The organism is Bradyrhizobium sp. Gha, from assembly GCF_900113735.1.
Classification (GTDB): domain Bacteria; phylum Pseudomonadota; class Alphaproteobacteria; order Rhizobiales; family Xanthobacteraceae; genus Bradyrhizobium.
Genome location: NZ_FOQM01000001.1, coordinates 167866 through 186678 on the forward strand (window position 1 = coordinate 167866; position 18813 = coordinate 186678).

An 18813-nucleotide genomic window follows, 5' to 3' on the forward strand; every position below is an offset into this window, starting at 1 on the left:
GCCGTAGTCCTAAGATCTCCGCCGCGATCGTGGTTGCGGCGTCACGACCGAGAAGAGGAAGTGCCCATGCAGCCAATCGGCCACGTAATTCGAAATCGACGAGTGTGTACCACGCCACGGATCGCCTTGCACGAAGGTTGCCATGACGCTCGCAGCATCCTCGGGAGATCGTTCAGCGATGAGTCGTTCGAGAAGATGACCCAGAGCAGCTTGCCTTAAGGTCCAAGGGAGACTGTCGTCACGCCAAATCCGAATACTGGCACCGAGGGCAACCTGAGCATGCGAGGTAAGGTCTGCCTTCTTGCCACCGATACGGGAGGCTAACTTGGTAAACCCGCTTGGCAGCGAGAGGTCATTACAACCATTCAGAGACGAAGCCAGGAGTTCTTGACTGATCGAAATAAACTCAAGGCCTGAATCGATAAGCTGGACGATAGCCGTGCGGTATTCGTCTTCCGTGATGATCTTCAAACTTAACGCACGCATCAAAACAGGCTGGAGCCACGTCCCCGGCACCTGAAAATCGAGCTGCGCGAGTTGGCGAAGTAGCTGATCTTCGCAAAGCAGTAATCGGCCACTGCCTTGCGCAGCTCGCAGATCGTCCAGGAACCCGGCGCCAAACTCAGCAATAAGCGGCCGCCAATTCGGCGATAAGTCGGTCGCTCCCTCCGCAGGTAGCATCGTGGCATTTTCCTCGATCCAAGCACGATCGGACTCCGCCACTTCGAGAGCTTGTCGCTTCTCCTCAGACGTAATGTCGGTGCGATAATATTGACCGTCGCGATACGAAACAGACATATCCGTCTCGGAAAGACGCTCGCGAAGCTCGTGAATACGGCGCTGATAATGCAAGGCCGTTTGCGCAACGATTCCGATCGCTCCGCATACGCCGATTACCGCCTTTTCCAAGCCGAGGCGCCTAATGATGTGAAGCGTGGCCAAATCTGTCACACAGCCACGGCCGGCGTTGTTGTTGATCGCGGCGAACGCTATCGCCCGCTCTAAATGTGTGCCATCACATGAGCGTATGCGGATTCCCGAGTCCGCGATACCGACGAGAGTTTCGATAGGATCGCAGCCGAGCGCTCGGCCCGCAAGGGCGAGCGGCATTGTGCCTGCTTCGTAGAGTTTGTTGACCTCGTCGATGGCGTCATGCCGGTCACGGACTTTGGACAGCATGGGCTCAAGCCCACCATCCTTGCCAAAATCGACCATGACCCTTTGGAGGCCGCGCGTTTCAGGAAATCGATTGCCGAAGTTTTCGAGAATATCGTGCAAGGTGTGGAGCTGCTTGGGCTTGATCGAAATGATCTTGCCGCGCGACGAGTCCGGCATGACCACTTCATCGCCTTTGCCCTTTCCGATAAGTAGACTGGCTACCTTGTGGTCCGCTGCAATGTACTGAGGAGTCGGCCGAAGCTTTGGATCTGGCTCAATGACGAAGACGGGTTTGGTACCGTCCTCCAGCTCAAGGGCTACGGCCATATTGAGGGTGATACTCGCGGGGCTGACTTCCAGACCGCGCGAGTGCCCCGGCCGCAGGAATAGGCCCACATAGCCCATAGCGACCATCTGGCGCGCAGGGTTATCGAGAAGTGTTCGGTAGGCCAGCGCATGGGCATCATGCCAGTCGGCAAAATCATCCATGAACTGCGCTAGCTTCATAAAATCTTCCGGCGCCCCCTTGAACGTGGACCAAGGTTTGGCAGTCTCAACCTTCAACTCGTTAAGCTTGTTCTGCCTGAATAGCGCGGCGAGAAGTAGAAGATGCAGTTCAAGATTATCGGGCTCCGATGCAAGGAAGGCCCGAATAAGCTTCTCGGCGATCGGGATATTACCTGAGCGACTTTCCAGTCCAATACGCGCTTTTCGATAGAAAGAGAGCTGGCTGATTGCTGGAGGAAGCTCATCGAGAACCCTGCGCGCTAAAACTCGACGGTCCGAATTGATGGCTGCGGCTATGAGCGTACGAAGCGCAGGGGAGTCGATCTGCGTCGATGTCGTACTCGATAAAAGCTCTGCCACGTCGTCAAAGCGCTGAGATGAAGCCAGCGCTTCTGCCACAAGAAACCGCGTCGGAAACTCCGTCTCGTCATCGACTAATGCCAGTGCCTCGTCGAGCGATGCTTGGGCATCCTGGTCGCCTCGGGCTTGACGCACGCGAAACAGAGCAAGTGACCCTTCGGGATGCTCTGGTAAGACCGCTTGGAGCCGGCGAGCCTCATCCTCTGCTTCTTGGAAGCGCCCTTGCTTCAAGAATGTTTCGATCACCACCAGTGCTGCGGGTACGATATCGTTGATGCGGACGAAGGCCGCGCGATCCGACAGGATCGCGCGCGCGGTGTCCGGGTCCGCTTCGGCGCAAAGATCGGCACGAATAATCCTGCTCATCGGGCTATCGTCGAGCCTCTCGGCAAGCTGGCGCGCTTCCTCGAGCTGACCGTTGCGCCGATACAGCATTATCCGGTTGTGACGCGTTTCGTTGCCATCGAGCCCGCCCGCCGCTGCGGCGTCGAGCAACTCCGCCGCTCTCTTGACTTCTCCCAAGAGGCTCCACGCCAGCGCAGCATTGTGCGCACAAACAGCCTTGGCAGGCGCTTCTTTCCCTACGGAAGCGCGGTAAGCCGCCTCGAGCGTTTCTGCCGCGGCCCTCAATTTGTCCTGCGACGGCGATCCAGCGGATTGTCTGCCGACCGCCCCTGGGTCAGTCTTCTGGAAGGACTGAACGACGGCTTCGGCATCTAGAATCCTCACGCCCTCATCGTCGGGAAATGCCTTTAGTGCCTCTGAAACTGCATGGAGCCACCGGTCATTCCCAGCTTCTCGTAAGAGGCCAATACGGATGGCGTAGGCTTGCGGGCTGTTTCTGGCCTTCTCAGATAGTGAACCCCAGACCGTTTCAACATCCTCACTTTCTGCAAGAGCTTGCAGCCGCTGCTGACCAGTCTCCGGGTGATCTCGATGTTCAGAAATGGCAAAGACCGCTAGCGCGTGAGCTTCAGCCTTGCGCCCCTTAATAATCAGCGCCGCGATCTTGTTTGATAGGCTGCCCGGATCAGTCGGATTGAGGTCGCCAGCTTGGAGCAGCCAGTCTGCCGCTTCATCGTATTCCCCAAGGTTGTAGTGAGCAGCGCCGATGTTGGCGAGAAGCCGATAACGGATGTGCTGGGATGCTGTTGCCCAAACCCGATCTTTCATCCTCACTAGCAGGCCAAGTGCTGTCCGTGGCTTGTCGGCGCGCAGTAAATCGTCTCGGTAGCCGTCAATCTGGCTATTAAACTCCCTATCAAGCGCATCGCTGCTGCTGGAATTGTCGGCAGCTATGGAGGGAAGCAGAGCTTTGATGCTTGCGAGCTGCGCTTCGATGCCTGCAAGTGACCCGAGGGTCGCGTCACCTGTTTGCTGAACGAGCCGCTGTGTTTCCCGGTTGGCATCAAGTATCTTACCGGTGAATGGAGTGGCGTCGGGATGGAATATCTCGATCGCTTGCGGGAAGAGGTTGATCTCCTGCTGTACGCGATCCCAACCCCAGACTTGTATAGAAAGTGCCCGCCCCTTACTGCGAAGTTCAGCCTCCAACAGGCGTGCTAGCCGCTGAATCGTCGCGTCGGTCTGTACCGTTGTTATCAGAATAAACTCGTCAAGAGACGGGACGAACTTATTGGTCTTTTCGACTTCGTCCCGCAGCTCCTTTTCGGTTACCTTCTTCCCATAGTCGCCATTTTTGCCTTTGCACTGAATGCCGACGAGGGGGCCGGCACCGCCACCCCGCCTTCCAAAGATGTCGACGCCATGCTGACGCTGACCGGATGTGCCGTTGTTCTGTACGGCCGGATCATTGAGCGTTAGCTGAAAGAGCAGCCTCGAATTTCGTTCAAAGGCCTGCCAGTCGCTTGGCGGAGATATCGATACGGATGTATGGTCAGTCATAAAGAAAACCGCAATGCCGCCGGCAAAAACGCCCGCGCTTCTAACCTCTCCAACTCGCTCACAATCTCACAGCGTCCGTAGAAATGAACCTCTCCGGCTTGGCGATGGAATCCGGTAAGCCCGGCCCCCGCACGGCCTGCCCATTTGCTTCGGATTGAGCTAGCTGTTGGTTCAGATTAAATAGAAACTGGATGGCGTCACCTTCCTTTGGAATCCCGTAGGCGGCGCGCACTGCGTCATCCAATTTTGCTTGAGCATCCTTCATCGGATGCGCGCCAGGCTTCTCGATCGTGCGGTACAGATCCCTGAGGCACAAATTATGCTTTTTAAGCAGCTCCGATCGAAGCGTCCGAAGAGCGCGGGACGCTTCCGCGACCGACGCAACATTCTTTTCCGCTGGATTTTGCGGCCACGGGAAGCTGTCGAACACGGTATTAGACGTGTAGCGCCAATCGGCTTTCATCGTAGAACAACGTTCGATGAACCACTGCCAGTGGATTCCCGATTGCAAAATGCCGAACGAATAATCGTCGGCCAACGGAAACACCGATAAAGAGTCATTTGGATGGATGGCCGGGTCGATAAACTCGAAGATGGGACGTTTGGTCACGCGGCCACACGCAATGTAGCGGGGGAGCTTGGCTATCGCGCCCAACATCTTTTCGCGTGCGCGAAAAAGAAGCCACCATTTCTCCAATGCCAGCGTATGATCCTTCGCAATTATTAGGATTGTCTTTTAGCGCCTCTTCGTTCTGTTCCTTCTCCTTCAGGGCTGCAGCAGTTCTGTCCGGCAGGACCCGGTTTTCGATGCGCTTGAATAAACCCTTGTATTCCTGCGCCTCAAGAAGTGAGCGGCGGCCGAAATCTATGACATAGCGAGATGGCTTTCCGGTCACAGTCCCAATAAGATCATCGGTAATCAAGAAAGGGAAAAGCACGCCCGATAGCGATTGATCGCTTGCGAGCAGGAGCTTGGCCTCATTCGCGCTCAACAAGAAGCCATCGTGCCCATGCGTCTGTCCTTGGTAGCACGCGTCGGACTTGGCGTTCGCATGTAGCGCGGCGGCATCCTTGAGATCAATTCCATAAGAAAGAGCTGAGTTGATCAGTTCAACTTCTCGGACTTCCCAAGGACTTTCCAACTGGTCGCCGTTTTGGCGGAAAAGTCTCTTCGACCCGGCTTGCTCGCCTTTCAACCAGTTCACGATAGAAACGTGAACAACCGCATCGCCAGACCATACCTGACTGCTGACGGCCTCCGTGATCATCCCACCGTTTCGCACAATATAGTCGAGCCCACCGATGCGGCTGTAATTTTGTCTTATAGTGTTGGTCCCGACTAGGCCGGCGCGCTGACTTGGCGCCAGCTCGTCGTGCGTCTTGCGGAGCCAATAGACACAATAATCTGCACGCCCCGGCACCTCCGGAAATGCGCTCCTAACCTTGTTCACATAAGCGCGGCCAAACTCATCGATCATTTTGTTCTTCGATTGGAAGGGGGGATTTCCGATGATGGCCTCAACCTTTGGCCAGTCGCAAAAAAGCGCATCATCGCGACGCACGTTGTCATCCAGATTATCTAGAGGCAGTGCATCTTCAGCGATGAAGGCAAATTCTGTTTGGTCATGCGAGAGCGTCGCGATCGCCTCGTCAAGCGCTAGCTTCTTTGCCATCATCAATGACACTTTGGCTAGCTCTACGCCGAAGGTGTCGATATCCAGACCGAAAAACTGTAACGGGCTAACGGCACTGATCGGTTTCGCTCGATTTGCAAACTCTTTGGGAGTGAGCATGCTTTCAGCGCGTGTCAGGATACGCAAATCGAGGCGCGCCAGCTCCCTGAAGGACACGTAGAGAAAGTTGCCGCTACCGCAAGCCGGGTCGAGAATGCGAAAATTCATCAATTCGCGGCGGAGGTCGAAAAGCTCTTTAGCGGTTTTGGCCTGATCGATGCGATCACGCCAAGGGCGCACAATGGTCGGGCCAACGATGCGCTGAATATCGGCTTCAGACGTGAAGTGCGCGCCCAACGCATGCCGTTCTTCGGCATCCATGCTCTGCTGGAAAAGTGAACCAAATATCGCCGGATTGACCTTTGACCAATCCTTCACGGCCGCACCGTCGTCTCCGCCGATCAGGTCGAGTTCGGTCTTGGTTAGTTCGATTGGGTCAACCTTAGAGAACAAGCCGCCGTTGAAATAGCGAACTCCCTTGAAGCGTCCCCCTGTGGCCGGCGTGGGGCTGTTCATTTGATGAAAGAGCGCACCAAAAAGGTCATAAGAGCTCTGCTTGTGCTCAATGCAATCATCGACAATGCCTTTGACTGTTCCTGAGGGAAGCAGGTCGATGTCTTCAGCGAACATGGCGATGACGGTCTGGAGAACAAACCTCTGTGCCTGAACGCGTGGAACCGCGTTGGACGTGCGATGCGTTAGCTTCTTGAAAAGTTCGGCCATAGCGTCGGCCGCCTTGCGTGAAACGGCTTCGCGGTCGTTGTTGAAAAGTGGTTTCCGCTCGTCGGGGAAAAGAAAATTGAAAGCGGTGTACCGCTTGGGAAGGTCCTCCAGACTTACGACGTCGACCGGCTCGTCAAGCTGCTTGTCGAAATCGTAGATCCAGAACTCTTTGAAATTGCAGAGCACGACATAGCGCGGTCGGTTCGGTACGGCATTCAGCCAGTAGTCAAACGCTTGGCCATAGTGGAGGTGGAGCTTCTCTCCGGCCTTCTTCATCTCCAAAAGGAGACGAGGTTTCCACATCAAATCCGCGAACTGCGTACCCTTGCTAGAGTTCTTCTTTATCCGAAACTCTAGTGTGGCACCTGCCTCCTTGTAACCGGCGTGTCCAAAGGCTTGGAAAAGCCGGTCACAAAAGACTTGAGCTTCGCCCTTTTCATCGCCTGCAAGCTGCTTGGCATAGTCGACGAACGCAGTAAGACCTTCAACAATTTTAGACACACTTCGCCCCCGGCAAGAAAGTCGGCTTGATTTAACGGATACTCCTTGCCGGCCTCCGGCCAACGTATCAATTCGTCTTGTGGTTGTCAGCGACGAACCGGGAGGTTCAGCTCGGCCATGAGATAAGCGAGCTAGTCGGCGTCTTCTTATTCATGAACCGGATTCGTTCGCGAGACCGGCAATCTTGGTTTGTTGCGGACGGGCGCGAGAGAAATGGTTACTTTCCCAGTTGGACAAGGCCTAAATCTGGAATTGGCCCATGCGACGGCGCGTCCTCCTGAGCTAGATATAGAAGCGGTACGACGCCTTCGGCGTCGCGTTATCTGATAGTTCACTCATCAGCTCGCCTACGCGCCGCGCGAATAGGAGCGTGATCGGCAACCGGGAAATGCCGTCGCTCGAATTCCAGTTCATTTTTGTAAGCGTGAGGATTTCCTTCGACCTTAGTTTCATATCTGTCGGAAAGGCGCTGCCGATCTCAAGCGGTGCCGGAATGTGCATTCCAGGATACTCGTTCCACCACGGAATGTAACCGCCAGTGAAAAAGTAGGAGTGGTCCTTTAGCCGACACAGCGTCCCGCGCCACGGCTCTTCCAAGCCTTTCCTGACCATCCGAAAGGACGTCGCCCTCAACCAAACATAATCGAGCGACGCAACCTTGTCTTTCGCTGCGGCCGCGAAACCTTTTAGTTCCTCGGGCTGGTAGCTGGAAGTCTTGTGGATGACAATGCGGTCCGGCGCGACCCCCGCGCGTTCGGCATATTGATGGAGGACGTCGTCGAGCAGGCTCTTGGCTTGGCCCTCATTGAGATAAGGCTGACGGTCGCGGCGTTGCTCGTGATCGATGCTCGCGCCCTTCAACGCAAATGGCTGGACATCCGTTGAATACGCTTGGGCAACGCTCGCATAGACGAGATGCCCGCTCCGCTTCTTCATGTGATGGAAGGAGATGCCGACGAAGCAAACGTTCTTGGGCAAGTCGGTGGGTCGCCAAGGCACGCCTTTCGCCTTGTAGTAGGTCGATGTGGCCATGTTCCAGAAGCGCGTCGCAAAGCTCTGTCCCTTGTCGTCCGGACGATCGATGGTGTCACGCCGCAGGACCTGAATGGGCACAGCTTCGTCATGCGTCATCGTTCGCGCCTTGAGGGCGCGATAGAAGGTTCTGAAGAGCAAATCATCTGCCATCGTGAAGAGCGCTTCCGCCTGCTTTAGCTCCTCGGGCGAAGGCTGGAACAATGCAAGCTGGTCGCTCTCTTCCTCAGCGCGGAGAACTTCGAGGGCCTTTCGTTCCTCCGGAGACAGTCCCGGGTTCGCGACCCGCAAATCCCCAAGTTCTGGCTTGATGCAGACAAGGATGCAGTCCGGAGCATCGTCCCCGTAAAGGCTGCTGATGCGGCCATCGAAGAGTTCGACCAGCTCGCCGAATGTCTTGCCGGTCAGCGCATCCTTGAACAGAGCATTGTAGTGTCCGGGCTCAATAGGTCTGATCCAGGCAGCATCCGTGATGAAACGACAGTGCAGAGCCTTCTCCAGCCCCGGCCAGTCGCGGAAGCGGTTCGAATTCCCTTCGGAAGCCGGAGCGAACTGGGCCAACCGGTTAAGCCAGCCTTTCGCAGCCTCGATGTCCTCCGGCAATCCCACAAGCCCGAGTTTGATCGTCCGGAGACCCCGGTCATCAATGGGCCCGTGCTTTGCGAGCGCCCGGCGCGGATCAATGTCTCGCGCGGCGTTGGCGAACTCGAGTTCGGGTTCAGGCAGTACGTCGATCTTCAGCGGAAGAGCCATCGATCAAACCTCCTTCCTGAACGTCTACGCTTACAAAGCTTCCCTCAAGCAAGAGATCGCCGACGTACCCGTTGCCAATGTTGATGGTAGGGCCACCCTCTGCAAGAAAACGCCCCCAGAATGTGAGATCGCTCTCCACGTTTGCGTTACGGTCGAACTTTATTCGGCGCGTGGCCTTGCTGGTACGCATATAACCTGGCAACGGTGACGCGCCATCGCGCTTGGCGAACATGTAGAATGGCTTGATCCGGATGCCCCAAATATCCGCCTGCCGGACGACCTCGTAGCCGAAGCCTTCACATTCGAACCATGCTTTCTGGTCTTCGCCGCGCCGCTTGACGACATCACGGCGGATATTCTTGCGAAGCGGCGTATCGTAGAAGATCGGCCGGTTGTTGCCCTTGAGCGCCGTGAAATAAGCGCGTCTCGCCGGATGGCCCTTCTTGTCCTTCTCGATGATCAATCCCCGCGGCTCAAAGCGCTTGAGATAAGCTTCGAAATGCAGGCGGCACAGCCACGAAAACTTCGCTTGCAGAATTGGACTCTTCTCGATTTCTTCAACCGAGATGGTCCTGGCGCGCCCTTTCGCAACAGGGGCGAACAAGGTGTTCACGAGAACGTCGGGAGCAAAGGACCAGAGGTCGCCCGTCCGCCATTCAAAAATAACTTCCCCCGCATCGCTGAGCGGCACCTTTTCGCGCAGCTCGTCCCAACGGTTGGTGGTGACCTCGATGTGCGTCATGCCGTTGGGAATGGACGCGAATGGCAGCAGATTGAGCACATAGGTGCCCACCGGCCGGTTGTCGCGCGCGACCATGTCAGACCCGGCGGAAGGTCTCAGCCGGAAAAGTTCAGCCGTAAAGCTGTCCATGCCCGGTGGATACGCGAAGGTGGCGGCTCCGCCCAATCCCTCGGCGAGCTCGCGCGTATCGGTCAACCCGGTGCCGGCGCGTTCCATCGCGCTAATACCGAAAAACACGTCGCACAGGGTACGATTCCGGAGGTCGCTAAATTGCGGGACCGGCTCAAACGCGCCGTCCGGGCCAAGCGCCAGACGGCGCGAGGCAACGGCGGACGGCGCGCCGGGGTTCGCAAAACGGACCCCATGTTGTGGTACCACATTGATGCTGGAGGGTTGCTGCACCGAATAATCGCGATGCACGATCATGTTCACGAGCAGCTCGACCAAGGCCCGCTCCGGATAGACAGAACGGCTCTCGTGCTGCCGGCGTCCCTTGACCTTGATTTGCGGATTGATTTTTTCCTCTTCAAACCAGTCCAGCACGGCCTTGTGTTGCTGGATAAGGTTGCCGCCAAACAATTTCCGCTTCTTCTCGTTGACGGTCCCCGCGATGATGCTGTGAGGAAAGAAGCGTCCCGGATCACGACCGAACAAGAGGATGCAGCCAACTGTCGGGCGCTCAATGCCGTTGTCATTCACGAGCAAGCCCAGCTCACGCATCAACGGCTTTAGCTGCTGGGAGCCGATGTCGCCACGTTCCAGCTTTGCGCTGTAGCGCTTGAGCGTGGTCAGGGCGAGATCAACGTCAACATCCGCCAGGCTTGCCTCGAACACCGTTTGGTCGTCGAATTGCTTGAGATCGTCCGACGAGGGAGCGGCCGCGAAGCGCTGAACGCCCGCGAGTTCATGGTTGAGATCGCGAAACAAAGCATCGAAGCTTTCAATTTCGAGATGCTGAAAGTTCCCGTCTAGGCGCCGCGCGAGCGCGTCGACCTGAGGATGAGGCTTTTCGCCTGGCCTTGAACACCAGTACACGCCGTTCCGAAACTTGATTCCGGCCTCTTCGCCGAGCAACGATTGCATGATCGAAGGCTCAGCGCCGCGATAGCCCACGACGATCAGAGGCGTGGCTTCAAGAAGTGGAGCCAATCGCTGAATAAGCTCCGGATCGAGCTTTTGGGTTTCGCTGATAAGGTTTCGGTCGGTGTACTGCTCCGCCTTGCCGTGCAGCCATACGATTTGCGCCTTGGCAAAAAGACCAAACTCGTTGAAATCTTGCGGGCCGCGGTTCACTTCGGCAACGTGCCGGATGTGTGGCTGCTTATCGTTGAGCGCCTTGGGAAGGCAAACGTCGAAATTGGTGCTGAGGATCGTCCCGGCAAGGCCGCGCAGAACTAGTTCGGCCACGGCCCGATATCCGTCACCCACATCCTGACGAAGCGCCATCAAATCAAGAAGCGAGCGGCGCCGATATGCCTCGGGCTTCAAAAGATGTTCGACAACCAGCGGGAAGTTCTCCGCCAGATTGTTCTCGCCAGGAATATACCAACGCTGACCCTGGAGCCAAGTTGTCCATTCCGAAGGCTTGATCTGATCCGGATGGGTTTTGCCGCCGAGCACGAAATCGGCATAGGCTTGTTTTGCCAGCCGCTTCACGCATTCGGCTGCCAAAGGGATGCCGGAAGAGAACGACGCGCCGGCACCGAAGAGAAACGTCGGGCGCGCATCATTGTCAGGTTTCAACAGCGAGCAAAGGCGGGTGATGCTGGCGGTGTGGGGCATGCCCTTCAAGATTGCGGATTCTCGCGAACATAACAAGTACGAACTTTGGTAGTCCCCAAGTCATTCGAGCCCGCCCCCGATCAACAATCGCAATCAAGTAATTGATTTTACTTAACTTTGGCCCGGATCATTGATATCTCAACAGCGAGCCGCCCCATTCAGACCGAACTGCTGCCCGCCTAATCCCCTGCACAACCATCCGCAATAACGTGTCCCTTCGCGCAACCTAACGACCATCGTCCGAGCAAATAGCCTGACGCGTCAACCTGCGGTAGCTTCATCACCAACCGTGGGGGCTTCATGCAGCAACAAAACGTTCCGATCAGCGCGCTCGTCGACATGTACAAGCGGGGCGAGCTCAGGCTTCCTGAGATTCAACGCCACTACGTCTGGAAGGGAACGCGCGTTCGCGATCTGCTGGATTCGCTGTATCGTGGATATCCCAGCGGCTCCATTCTGATGTGGGAAACGGACGAGCCCATTCCGACGCGCGACTTCGCCATTGCACAGGACACAACAGCCTTCGCGGGACGCAAACTGCTCCTTGATGGGCAGCAGCGGCTTACCTCCCTCACGGCGGTTATCAACGGCGAGCCGGTCACGGTCAAACACCGCAAAAGACCCATCGACATCCTCTTCAATCTCGACCATCCCGACGGACCGCCAAGCGAGGCGCTGGAGGTCGATAGCGACCAAGAGTCACTCCTTTCGGCCGATGACGAGGTCGCAGAGGACGGGAATGGGGATGACAACGCGGACGAGGATGGCGGCGGAGATGATAAGGGCCTTGCCGAGCGGCTAAGCCGCCGCACCTTCGTCGTCGCAAGCCGCGCGCTTCTGGCGATGCCAAACTGGGTGCCGGTCAGCGAGATCTTCAAGTCCAGTGACACGGCCATCCTTCAAAAAGCGGGCATAACGGGGTTCGATGATCCGCGCTATCAGAAGTACCTCGATCGGCTGACGCGCTTGAGACAGGTCAAGAGCTATTCCTACGTGGTCCATGTTCTCGAACGAGGAATGAGCTACGAGGAAGTGACCGAGATATTCGTCCGCGTGAATTCTCTGGGCGCGAAGCTGCGATCTTCGGACCTAGCCTTGGCGCAGATGACATCGCGGTGGTAAAATCTTCTGCAAGAATTGGAAGAGTTCCAGGACGAATGCGAGGACAATGGATTCACTCTGGATCTCGGTCTTCTCGTTCGCGCCATTGTGGTGTTCGCCACAAAGCAGGGCCTCTTCCGCGTCGTCGGAGCGACACCCGTTGCGCGCCTGAAGGAGGGATGGGAAGACGCGAAAGAAGGGTTACGCTTCGCTATCAATTTCCTGCGGACCAATGCCGGTATCGAAGACGAGAGCCTGCTTTCTTCTCCGATGTTCGTGATCGCCCTCGCCGCTGTGAGTCGCGACAAAGACAACAAGCTCACGAAAGAAGAGAGCCGTGCATTGCTTTACTGGCTTCTTACGGCGAATACCCGTGGCCGGTATTCGCGCGGCTCGACCGAAACGCTTTTGAATGAAGACCTGGCGATCATCTTCCGCACCGGCGAAATCGCGGCTCTGATTGATCCCGTGAAGCGGCAATTTGGACGGCTCCATATTGAGCCCGACGACTTGGCCGCACGCGGCGTGAACAGTCCGCTCTTCTCGCTGGCCTATCTCGCGCTCAAGGATGCCGGCGCGAAGGATTGGTTCAGCGGCCTCGGCCTTTCCCTGACGCACCAAGGCAAATTGCACTTCATCCAGTGGCATCACATTTTCCCAAAATCTCTTCTCAAAGATCGGCGATACGAGACAGGCGAAATCAATGAGATTGCCAACATGGCTTTCATCACGGGCCAGACCAATCGTCGCTTAAGTAACAAGGAACCAACGGCCTATCTTCCAAGCATCGTTGCAAAACAGGGGCAGGAGTCGCTTGATGCGCAGCTCGTGCCGAACGACCCGGAGCTTCTCAAGCTCGAAAATTACAGGGTCTTCTTGAAAGCGCGGCGAGCCGCCCTTGCAAAATGTATGAATGACTTTATCGCCAAAAAGGCAGGTGGCGCTTAGATGATAATTCTTTTGCTAACGGTTTCGAGGAGACTGGGCGCCGCAATGTAGACGTCCAGTGTCGTAGGGGGAGCGAGGTATTTTTGACGATCTTGGCATTCAATGTCCCGAGCACCTAAGCGAAGGGGCCGCCGCTCTGGTGGCCAATGGTTCAGCCTACCGAACGTCCACATATTCACAATCCAAGTCGAGAGTTGCGCCGGTGCGCGCGGATGACTTCCGTATCGAGGGCATCAAGAATAAGCGCCCCGCCTGGGCAGCTTCCTAAAGCGGTTTAAGACCGAATTCGGGGCCGCGGTCGAGCCGAGCACCAACAGCTGGCGCAAGGACAAGCCCGACACCTATCACTCATTGGCTATATGACGGAGGACAATCGTGTCATCAAAATGAGTGCCTGAGGAAGAGCGCGTTGAAGGTGGGTTGCTCCCTTAAGTCGCGCTAATTCGACATGTTGGTGTCAAGGAGCGCCATAAGTGAGTGCACCACCACTAGTCGCCGACGTCCGATCGTTGTCGTAATGATATCCCCAGCTCCTATCAACTCGTAAAGCTTCGTGCGTCCCAAGCCGGTCGCTTCGCACGCATCGTCAACCGTGCAAGTGAGCCGCTGGGCGAATGGCATGGTGCGCGGTTCTGCGGCTTTCGGAGTGGATAGACTGACTTGTGACTGTTGCCCGCCAGGTTTCTCACGTCGATTGTATCTCACATCGCCCTCCTATTTGCACAAAGCTTGATGCGAGAGTTGGCTGCGCGAGGAGTAACGTCAATGCGCACGTCCGAGGGCGCTGGCGTACGACAGCGCACGTCAGCGACGGTTTGAGTATTTCTGGATAGCCAAGTGCGACGAGGAATTTTCGCGACTGCGCCGGACACAGTGAGGTATCGCGCCGAGGCTGGTCTGCCAATATCGGGAGCAAATTCCGCAAGCGTTCGCCGCTGTTCACCGGCGTCTTATTCAACCATTATTCAACGAACGCGGTTGATGGCTAACTAAGTGCCTGAATTTGCTGGCGCTCCCTAGGGGAATCGAACCCCTGTTTCAGCCTTGAGAGGGAAAAGTCGAACCACTTGATGATCATCGTGAGGGGGAGACCTTACGGGTGTCAGGCCCCGGCTCGTCTGCATGAGCGGGCGTTAATGCACCAGTTTCCCACCAGAAACGACCCACCCGAAGCGCTAGGAACGCGATCAGATTCAAACAAAAAGTCAGAAAAATCAACGAAGCCAATCGCTATCCCGCCACTCATAACGGTGTGCTTTCAGGTTCGAACTCGAAGAAGATAGTCGCGTCATGTACGGCCCTTCCTTTTGCAGAGAGCCGCACGCGCCGAGCGCTCCTTTTACTACGCTAGGCAAGCCAAATTCCGCCGACGACGGAAACGGATCTCACAAGCCGGAAGCTCTCAAGCTAGATCGAACAACGAGCGATTGAGAGCTGGCCCAATGAACACTGCATTCCTTCTGATGGCGCAGTACGGAGGTAGGGCCATCATCCCGATTGAAGACGTGTGTCGGGATTACTTCTCACACCTCAATCCTACCAAGCTTGTGCAGAAGATCAGCGCAGGTGAAATAGCAATCCCGCTGGTGCGTATGGAAGCAAGTCAGAAATGCGCTAAGGGCATCCACCTTCTGGATCTGGCCAAATACCTTGATGCGAGAGTCGAGGCCGCCAGAAAGGAAATGGCAGCCTTGACGGCCTAGCGGTCCACCGCCTCCCCCTTTTTGGCGCCCTCAGGCGCGTTGCTTGAAACTCGCTGAGCGCCCTCGCCGACGCCAAGACGAAAGCTCCGAGCAGAACGATCGCTGCAGAACGTTGCACGCGGACGACGCAAGGCGCATACCGCCTGGCCGCCGCGCGCAGTTACGCCGCGCTGCGCTATAGCCGGAGAACAGACGCTGGGGCGCGACAACGACACTTCCGCGGCACTCTTGCCCATTTGTGAAGGAGCCAGACCCGTTTGCGAAGGAGCCAGATGTCGCACTGCGCCGACGTCTTCTAAGGAACAAGTGGGAGCATCGGAGATTGTTCCGGGAGATCAGTTCGCGAGTATGACCTATGAGTGTCAATCCTCTGAGCACGGCAAAGCTGGGCACCCACCCCCTTCATCCAATGCTGATTCCATTCCCCGTCGCCTTCCTGGTCGGAGCGTTCGTCACCGACCTTGCGTTTGTTGGGACGGGCGACGGTTTCTGGGCGAGAGCCTCGCTGTGGTTGCTCGGCGCAGGCGTCGCGATGGCGCTTCTCGCCGCGTTGGCTGGCTTCACGGACTTCTTCAGCGAGCCCCGGATCCGGGCGCTGAACGATGCCTGGTATCACATGCTCGGCAATCTCACCGCAGTTGTCATTGCCCTCGTCAATTTCCTGCTTCGGTACGCTCACGGTGCGGAAGCTGCGATCAAACCATGGGGCGTGATCCTCTCGCTCGTGGTCGTCGGTATCCTGCTATTCACGGGCTGGAAGGGCTGGGAGATGGTCTATAGCCATCATGTGGCTGTTCTTGACGCTCCTGGCCAGACAAGTTCGGAGCCGGTGACGACTCCCCGCGGCGGCTCCGGACGGCGGGCGGCTTAGCCTCGGAATTCCCGAAAGCTTGCGCTCTTCGAATTTCGCTTCCGAAATCGCGCTCGATCTGGCTGTATTAGCTCACGGGCCGGGAGTCCTCTGGCGCGCTAGAAAGTTGGGCGCATGTCCCCCGGGCTACGTGGCCATGCCAAGCCATCACTTCAGAACAACCGACCGGCCTTGAAACCTCGTTAGCTTGCAGGCGATTTCGGCCCGGGTACGAAACTCACCAAAGCCCTCGACATCGGAGGACGGATGTGCGGCCATCGGTTTTAGCGGGCTCAAGCTAACACCTTACGGACCAGAGGTATCGCGGCGCCTCTTGCTGTGCGCGACGGGCTCTGCCGAGCTCATCAAATAGCTCGCGTAGGCGAAGACCTGCTCGCTTTACGAACAATACGCGTTCAAGCGAGTTAATTGTGTGCAAGGTCCTGGTGAGGGAGACAGCCATGAAACATTCTACATCGCTTGCTGCGTTTTCCACTTGCGCGCTAATTTTCGCATTCGGGGGCGCCGGAGCCCAGGCACAGCCGGCCCCTGTCCAAGAGGCGCAGTCGCCCCAGCAGTCGGAGCAAACCCGCGAACAGGATCGTAGTCGCGCAGAGGACGTCAAAATCGGGCGCGACTGGAAAGCCGAGGGCGGCGAGAACAACCATGCCAATCAAGCAACACCCGACGACAGCCACCAGACCGTCGGCCGCGACTGGCGTGCGCGTCCCGAGAACCAGGACCGCAAGTAGCTATCTAGGCGGAATTGGCGACGCCTGGCGCGCGGCGTGACCTTCGAAGAAAGAAAGCGGAAAGCCGAAGGTCAAGCCCGCACGAATCTCGTTCACCGGATACCTGCCGGTGAGCGCATGACGGACTGCGACGTCGAAACTCAGATCGTCTCGGACGCGGTAAATCAGCCCGACCAAGCCGGAAAACGTCTTCTCCTTTCCAAACTCGTTCTCATAAAAGATCTCGGCGACGGGGCGCACCGTCCAGGTCGCTGGCCCTTCGATGATGGCACCGAGGAAGAGGTCGCCATGATGGTCCCGGGTGAGGGCCGTCTCGGCGTTCAGATGGATGGTCCCCCAATCCCAGCGCTGCGAGACGATCCCGGCCAGGCTTAAGCCGACGCCCGAATTGCCCGTGCTGTCAGGTAAAAGGACGCCAAACTCGGTCGCAACGCTTGGGCCGGTCTTGTCCTGCAGACTCCCGGGCACCACCACATGCTTGAGGAACGCCCCGGCCGCAGTCAGGCTGCTTGGTCCAGATGGAGAAAGCGGTGTTTGTCCCTGACCTTCGAAGACGGCTTCCCAATCCTCGCTCAGACCGTAGTTGATGACCCAGGCCGGCGCGATCAGGCTTGTCCCGCTCTCGTCGCGCAAGCGCCCGGCGGGTTGCAGCTCGATTTCCATTTCCCCTTTCTTCGCGACGGCCGCATCGGTGCCGTCGAAGGGGCGATAGGCCGACGCTGGACCAGACCATGCGACCAATCCCAGTACGGCCATCAGGCTCGGCCCGAGCCGTCTCGGAAAGCCGCGAAAGCCTCGGCTCCATACGCGCATGCATGGCCTCCCGCATTTTAGATCTCAAGGCATCGGCTTGAACGCCCAAATTGCTGCCGGACCCGCGGGGCCCGCACGCACCGCGACGAGCAGGCGGTCCAGCTCCGGCACGAAGAGGGACGTCCGCGCGCCCGTTGCCGTCGGCAGGCGCGCGATCCGTCGATAAACCGATCCATCGATTTCGAGCACGTCGATGTAGCCGGCGCCGCAGCTCACATAGACACGTTCACGTTTTGCATCGACGAAGAGGTCGTCGACGTCGCCGCAGATTTCCGCACTCGCGATCGGTTTGCCGTCCGTCGAAAAGACTGCGAGTACGGCCGGGCTGCGGTACGCCAGAAGCACACGGCTGCGGTCGCGATCGATGGTCATCGCAAAATTGCCGCCCTTGTCCATTGGCCAGTTGGCGATCTGCTTGCCGGATGCGCTGTCCACCACCGCGACCGCGCGCGCATCGGGCAGGTTGACAAAGATGCGCCCGCTGCTGGGCTCAAGCTGGAAGCCCTCCGGATGCGCCTTCAATGGTATGCTCTGGACCTTGCTGCGAGTCGCCGGATCGAGGATCGCCAGACCACCATTGCCATAGCCGACGATGACGCGTTTGTTAGCCGCATCGATCCGGATGTTGTCAGCATCGCTGCCGAGCTCGATCCGTCCGGTCGCCTTGTACTCGTTGGCCTCGTAGAGCCGGACCGATCCATCGCGGGCGTTGGCGACATAGAGGGTGTCGGTCGACGGCTCATAGCCGACGCCCTGGGGCTCGCTGAGCCCTGTGATGGTTTTGAGGACGGTGTTTGCGGCCAGATCGACGACGCCGACACTGTCGTTGCCGAGTTCGGCCACGAACAATCGCTGCCGCTTCAGGTCGACCGCCAAATGATCGATCCGTCCGCGGACATCGCCGAGCGGGATCTTGGTTTCGAGCTGCAGAGGCGCCTTGTTTCCAGCGGATTCGGCCGCCGCCACCAGCGTCGGAATAAGCGCATCGATGCGCTGGACGATCTGATCCCGGGTGGTTTCGTAATCGTCGATGCCCAAGGGAACGCCTGACCAGTAGGTCACGTTGACGCCCCCTCGCTGCTCTGCCGGAATTTCGTCGAACGCTACAACCCGGCCTGCCGCGGCCATGTCTTCCACGACGAGCTGTTGTGGCGTGTTGGCCGCTTCCAGACCATCCAGTGCAAGGCCGTCCCGGACCCGCACCGGCACCGACCGGTAAAGATCGATGCCCCGCGAGACCGCCCTGAACGGTAGCGCTCGCTCCTGCGCGGCCTTGTTGAAGTAGGCCGCAGCGATCTGGCTGTTCACCACCCCGTGCTGGCAGACAAAGACGACGGTCTCGTCCTCGGCCGCCGGCGCGAGGGCGACCGACGTCAGCAGGATCGCGAGGACGGCGACCGCAGCGCGCAGCCCTGTCTGAGCATTCCCGAGCAGCGTTCGCATCTTCTGC

At 57.7% G+C, this 18813-nt stretch carries 13 protein-coding genes; 5 read left to right on the plus strand and 8 right to left on the minus strand.

The genetic code is table 11. The features are described 5' to 3' along the window. Positions 1–9 precede the first annotated feature (9 nt). The 5 genes from BM222_RS00915 to BM222_RS00930 form a co-directional block, all read right to left on the minus strand. Positions 10–3930: a PIN domain-containing protein gene (locus BM222_RS00915; protein WP_092226352.1), complete on the minus strand. Its 3921-nt coding sequence runs from the start codon at positions 3928–3930 to the stop codon at positions 10–12. A 58-nt stretch (positions 3931–3988) separates the two neighbouring features. Further along, on the minus strand, positions 3989–4540 hold the full coding sequence (locus BM222_RS41670) for a type IIL restriction-modification enzyme MmeI (RefSeq protein WP_210188481.1): 552 nt from the start codon (positions 4538–4540) through the stop codon (positions 3989–3991). After that, positions 4488–6887, minus strand: coding sequence for a DNA methyltransferase (locus BM222_RS00920; protein ID WP_210188482.1), 2400 nt, complete (start codon positions 6885–6887; stop codon positions 4488–4490). Before BM222_RS00920 ends, BM222_RS41670 begins: the two co-directional genes overlap by 53 nt. A gap of 282 nt (positions 6888–7169) precedes the next feature. Beyond that, positions 7170–8672, minus strand: coding sequence for an argonaute/piwi family protein (locus BM222_RS00925; RefSeq protein WP_092226355.1), 1503 nt, complete (start codon positions 8670–8672; stop codon positions 7170–7172). After that, positions 8638–11196 carry an SIR2 family protein gene (locus BM222_RS00930; protein ID WP_092226358.1) on the minus strand — a complete coding sequence of 853 codons (2559 nt, stop codon included), beginning with the start codon at positions 11194–11196 and terminating at the stop codon, positions 8638–8640. The genes BM222_RS00925 and BM222_RS00930 overlap by 35 nt, the downstream gene beginning before the upstream one ends. Before the next feature lie 300 nt (positions 11197–11496). Here BM222_RS00930 and BM222_RS41810 point away from each other — a divergent pair, with 300 nt between their 5' ends. Further along, the gene (locus tag BM222_RS41810) at positions 11497–12318 is read left to right on the plus strand and encodes a DUF262 domain-containing protein (RefSeq protein WP_244546974.1); all 822 of its coding nucleotides are present in this window, start codon (positions 11497–11499) and stop codon (positions 12316–12318) included. Between the two features lie 15 nt (positions 12319–12333). Beyond that, a complete protein-coding gene (locus BM222_RS41815) occupies positions 12334–13245 on the plus strand; it encodes a hypothetical protein (protein ID WP_244546975.1) in 912 nt (303 codons plus the stop codon). Positions 13246–13683: 438 nt separating this feature from the next. Here BM222_RS41815 and BM222_RS43195 read toward each other — a convergent pair whose 3' ends face one another. Beyond that, positions 13684–13866, minus strand: coding sequence for a helix-turn-helix domain-containing protein (locus BM222_RS43195; RefSeq protein ID WP_092226360.1), 183 nt, complete (start codon positions 13864–13866; stop codon positions 13684–13686). Between the two features lie 821 nt (positions 13867–14687). Here BM222_RS43195 and BM222_RS00945 point away from each other — a divergent pair. The 3 genes from BM222_RS00945 (at position 14688) to BM222_RS00955 (ending at position 16550) form a co-directional block, all read left to right on the plus strand. After that, complete coding sequence (locus BM222_RS00945; protein WP_092226361.1) at positions 14688–14948, plus strand: pyocin activator PrtN family protein; 261 nt, start codon at positions 14688–14690, stop codon at positions 14946–14948. Positions 14949–15303: 355 nt separating this feature from the next. Next, positions 15304–15819, plus strand: a complete 516-nt coding sequence (locus BM222_RS00950) for a DUF2231 domain-containing protein (RefSeq protein ID WP_092226362.1) — start codon at positions 15304–15306, stop codon at positions 15817–15819. Positions 15820–16259: 440 nt separating this feature from the next. After that, positions 16260–16550: a hypothetical protein gene (locus BM222_RS00955; RefSeq protein WP_092226363.1), complete on the plus strand. Its 291-nt coding sequence runs from the start codon at positions 16260–16262 to the stop codon at positions 16548–16550. Here the strand turns inward: BM222_RS00955 and BM222_RS00960 are convergent, their stop codons facing one another. Continuing rightward, the gene (locus BM222_RS00960; protein ID WP_244546976.1) at positions 16551–17363 is read right to left on the minus strand and encodes a hypothetical protein; all 813 of its coding nucleotides are present in this window, start codon (positions 17361–17363) and stop codon (positions 16551–16553) included. Positions 17364–17387: 24 nt separating this feature from the next. Continuing rightward, on the minus strand, positions 17388–18806 hold the full coding sequence (locus BM222_RS00965) for a YncE family protein (RefSeq protein WP_244546977.1): 1419 nt from the start codon (positions 18804–18806) through the stop codon (positions 17388–17390). Between the last annotated feature and the right edge of the window lie 7 nt (positions 18807–18813).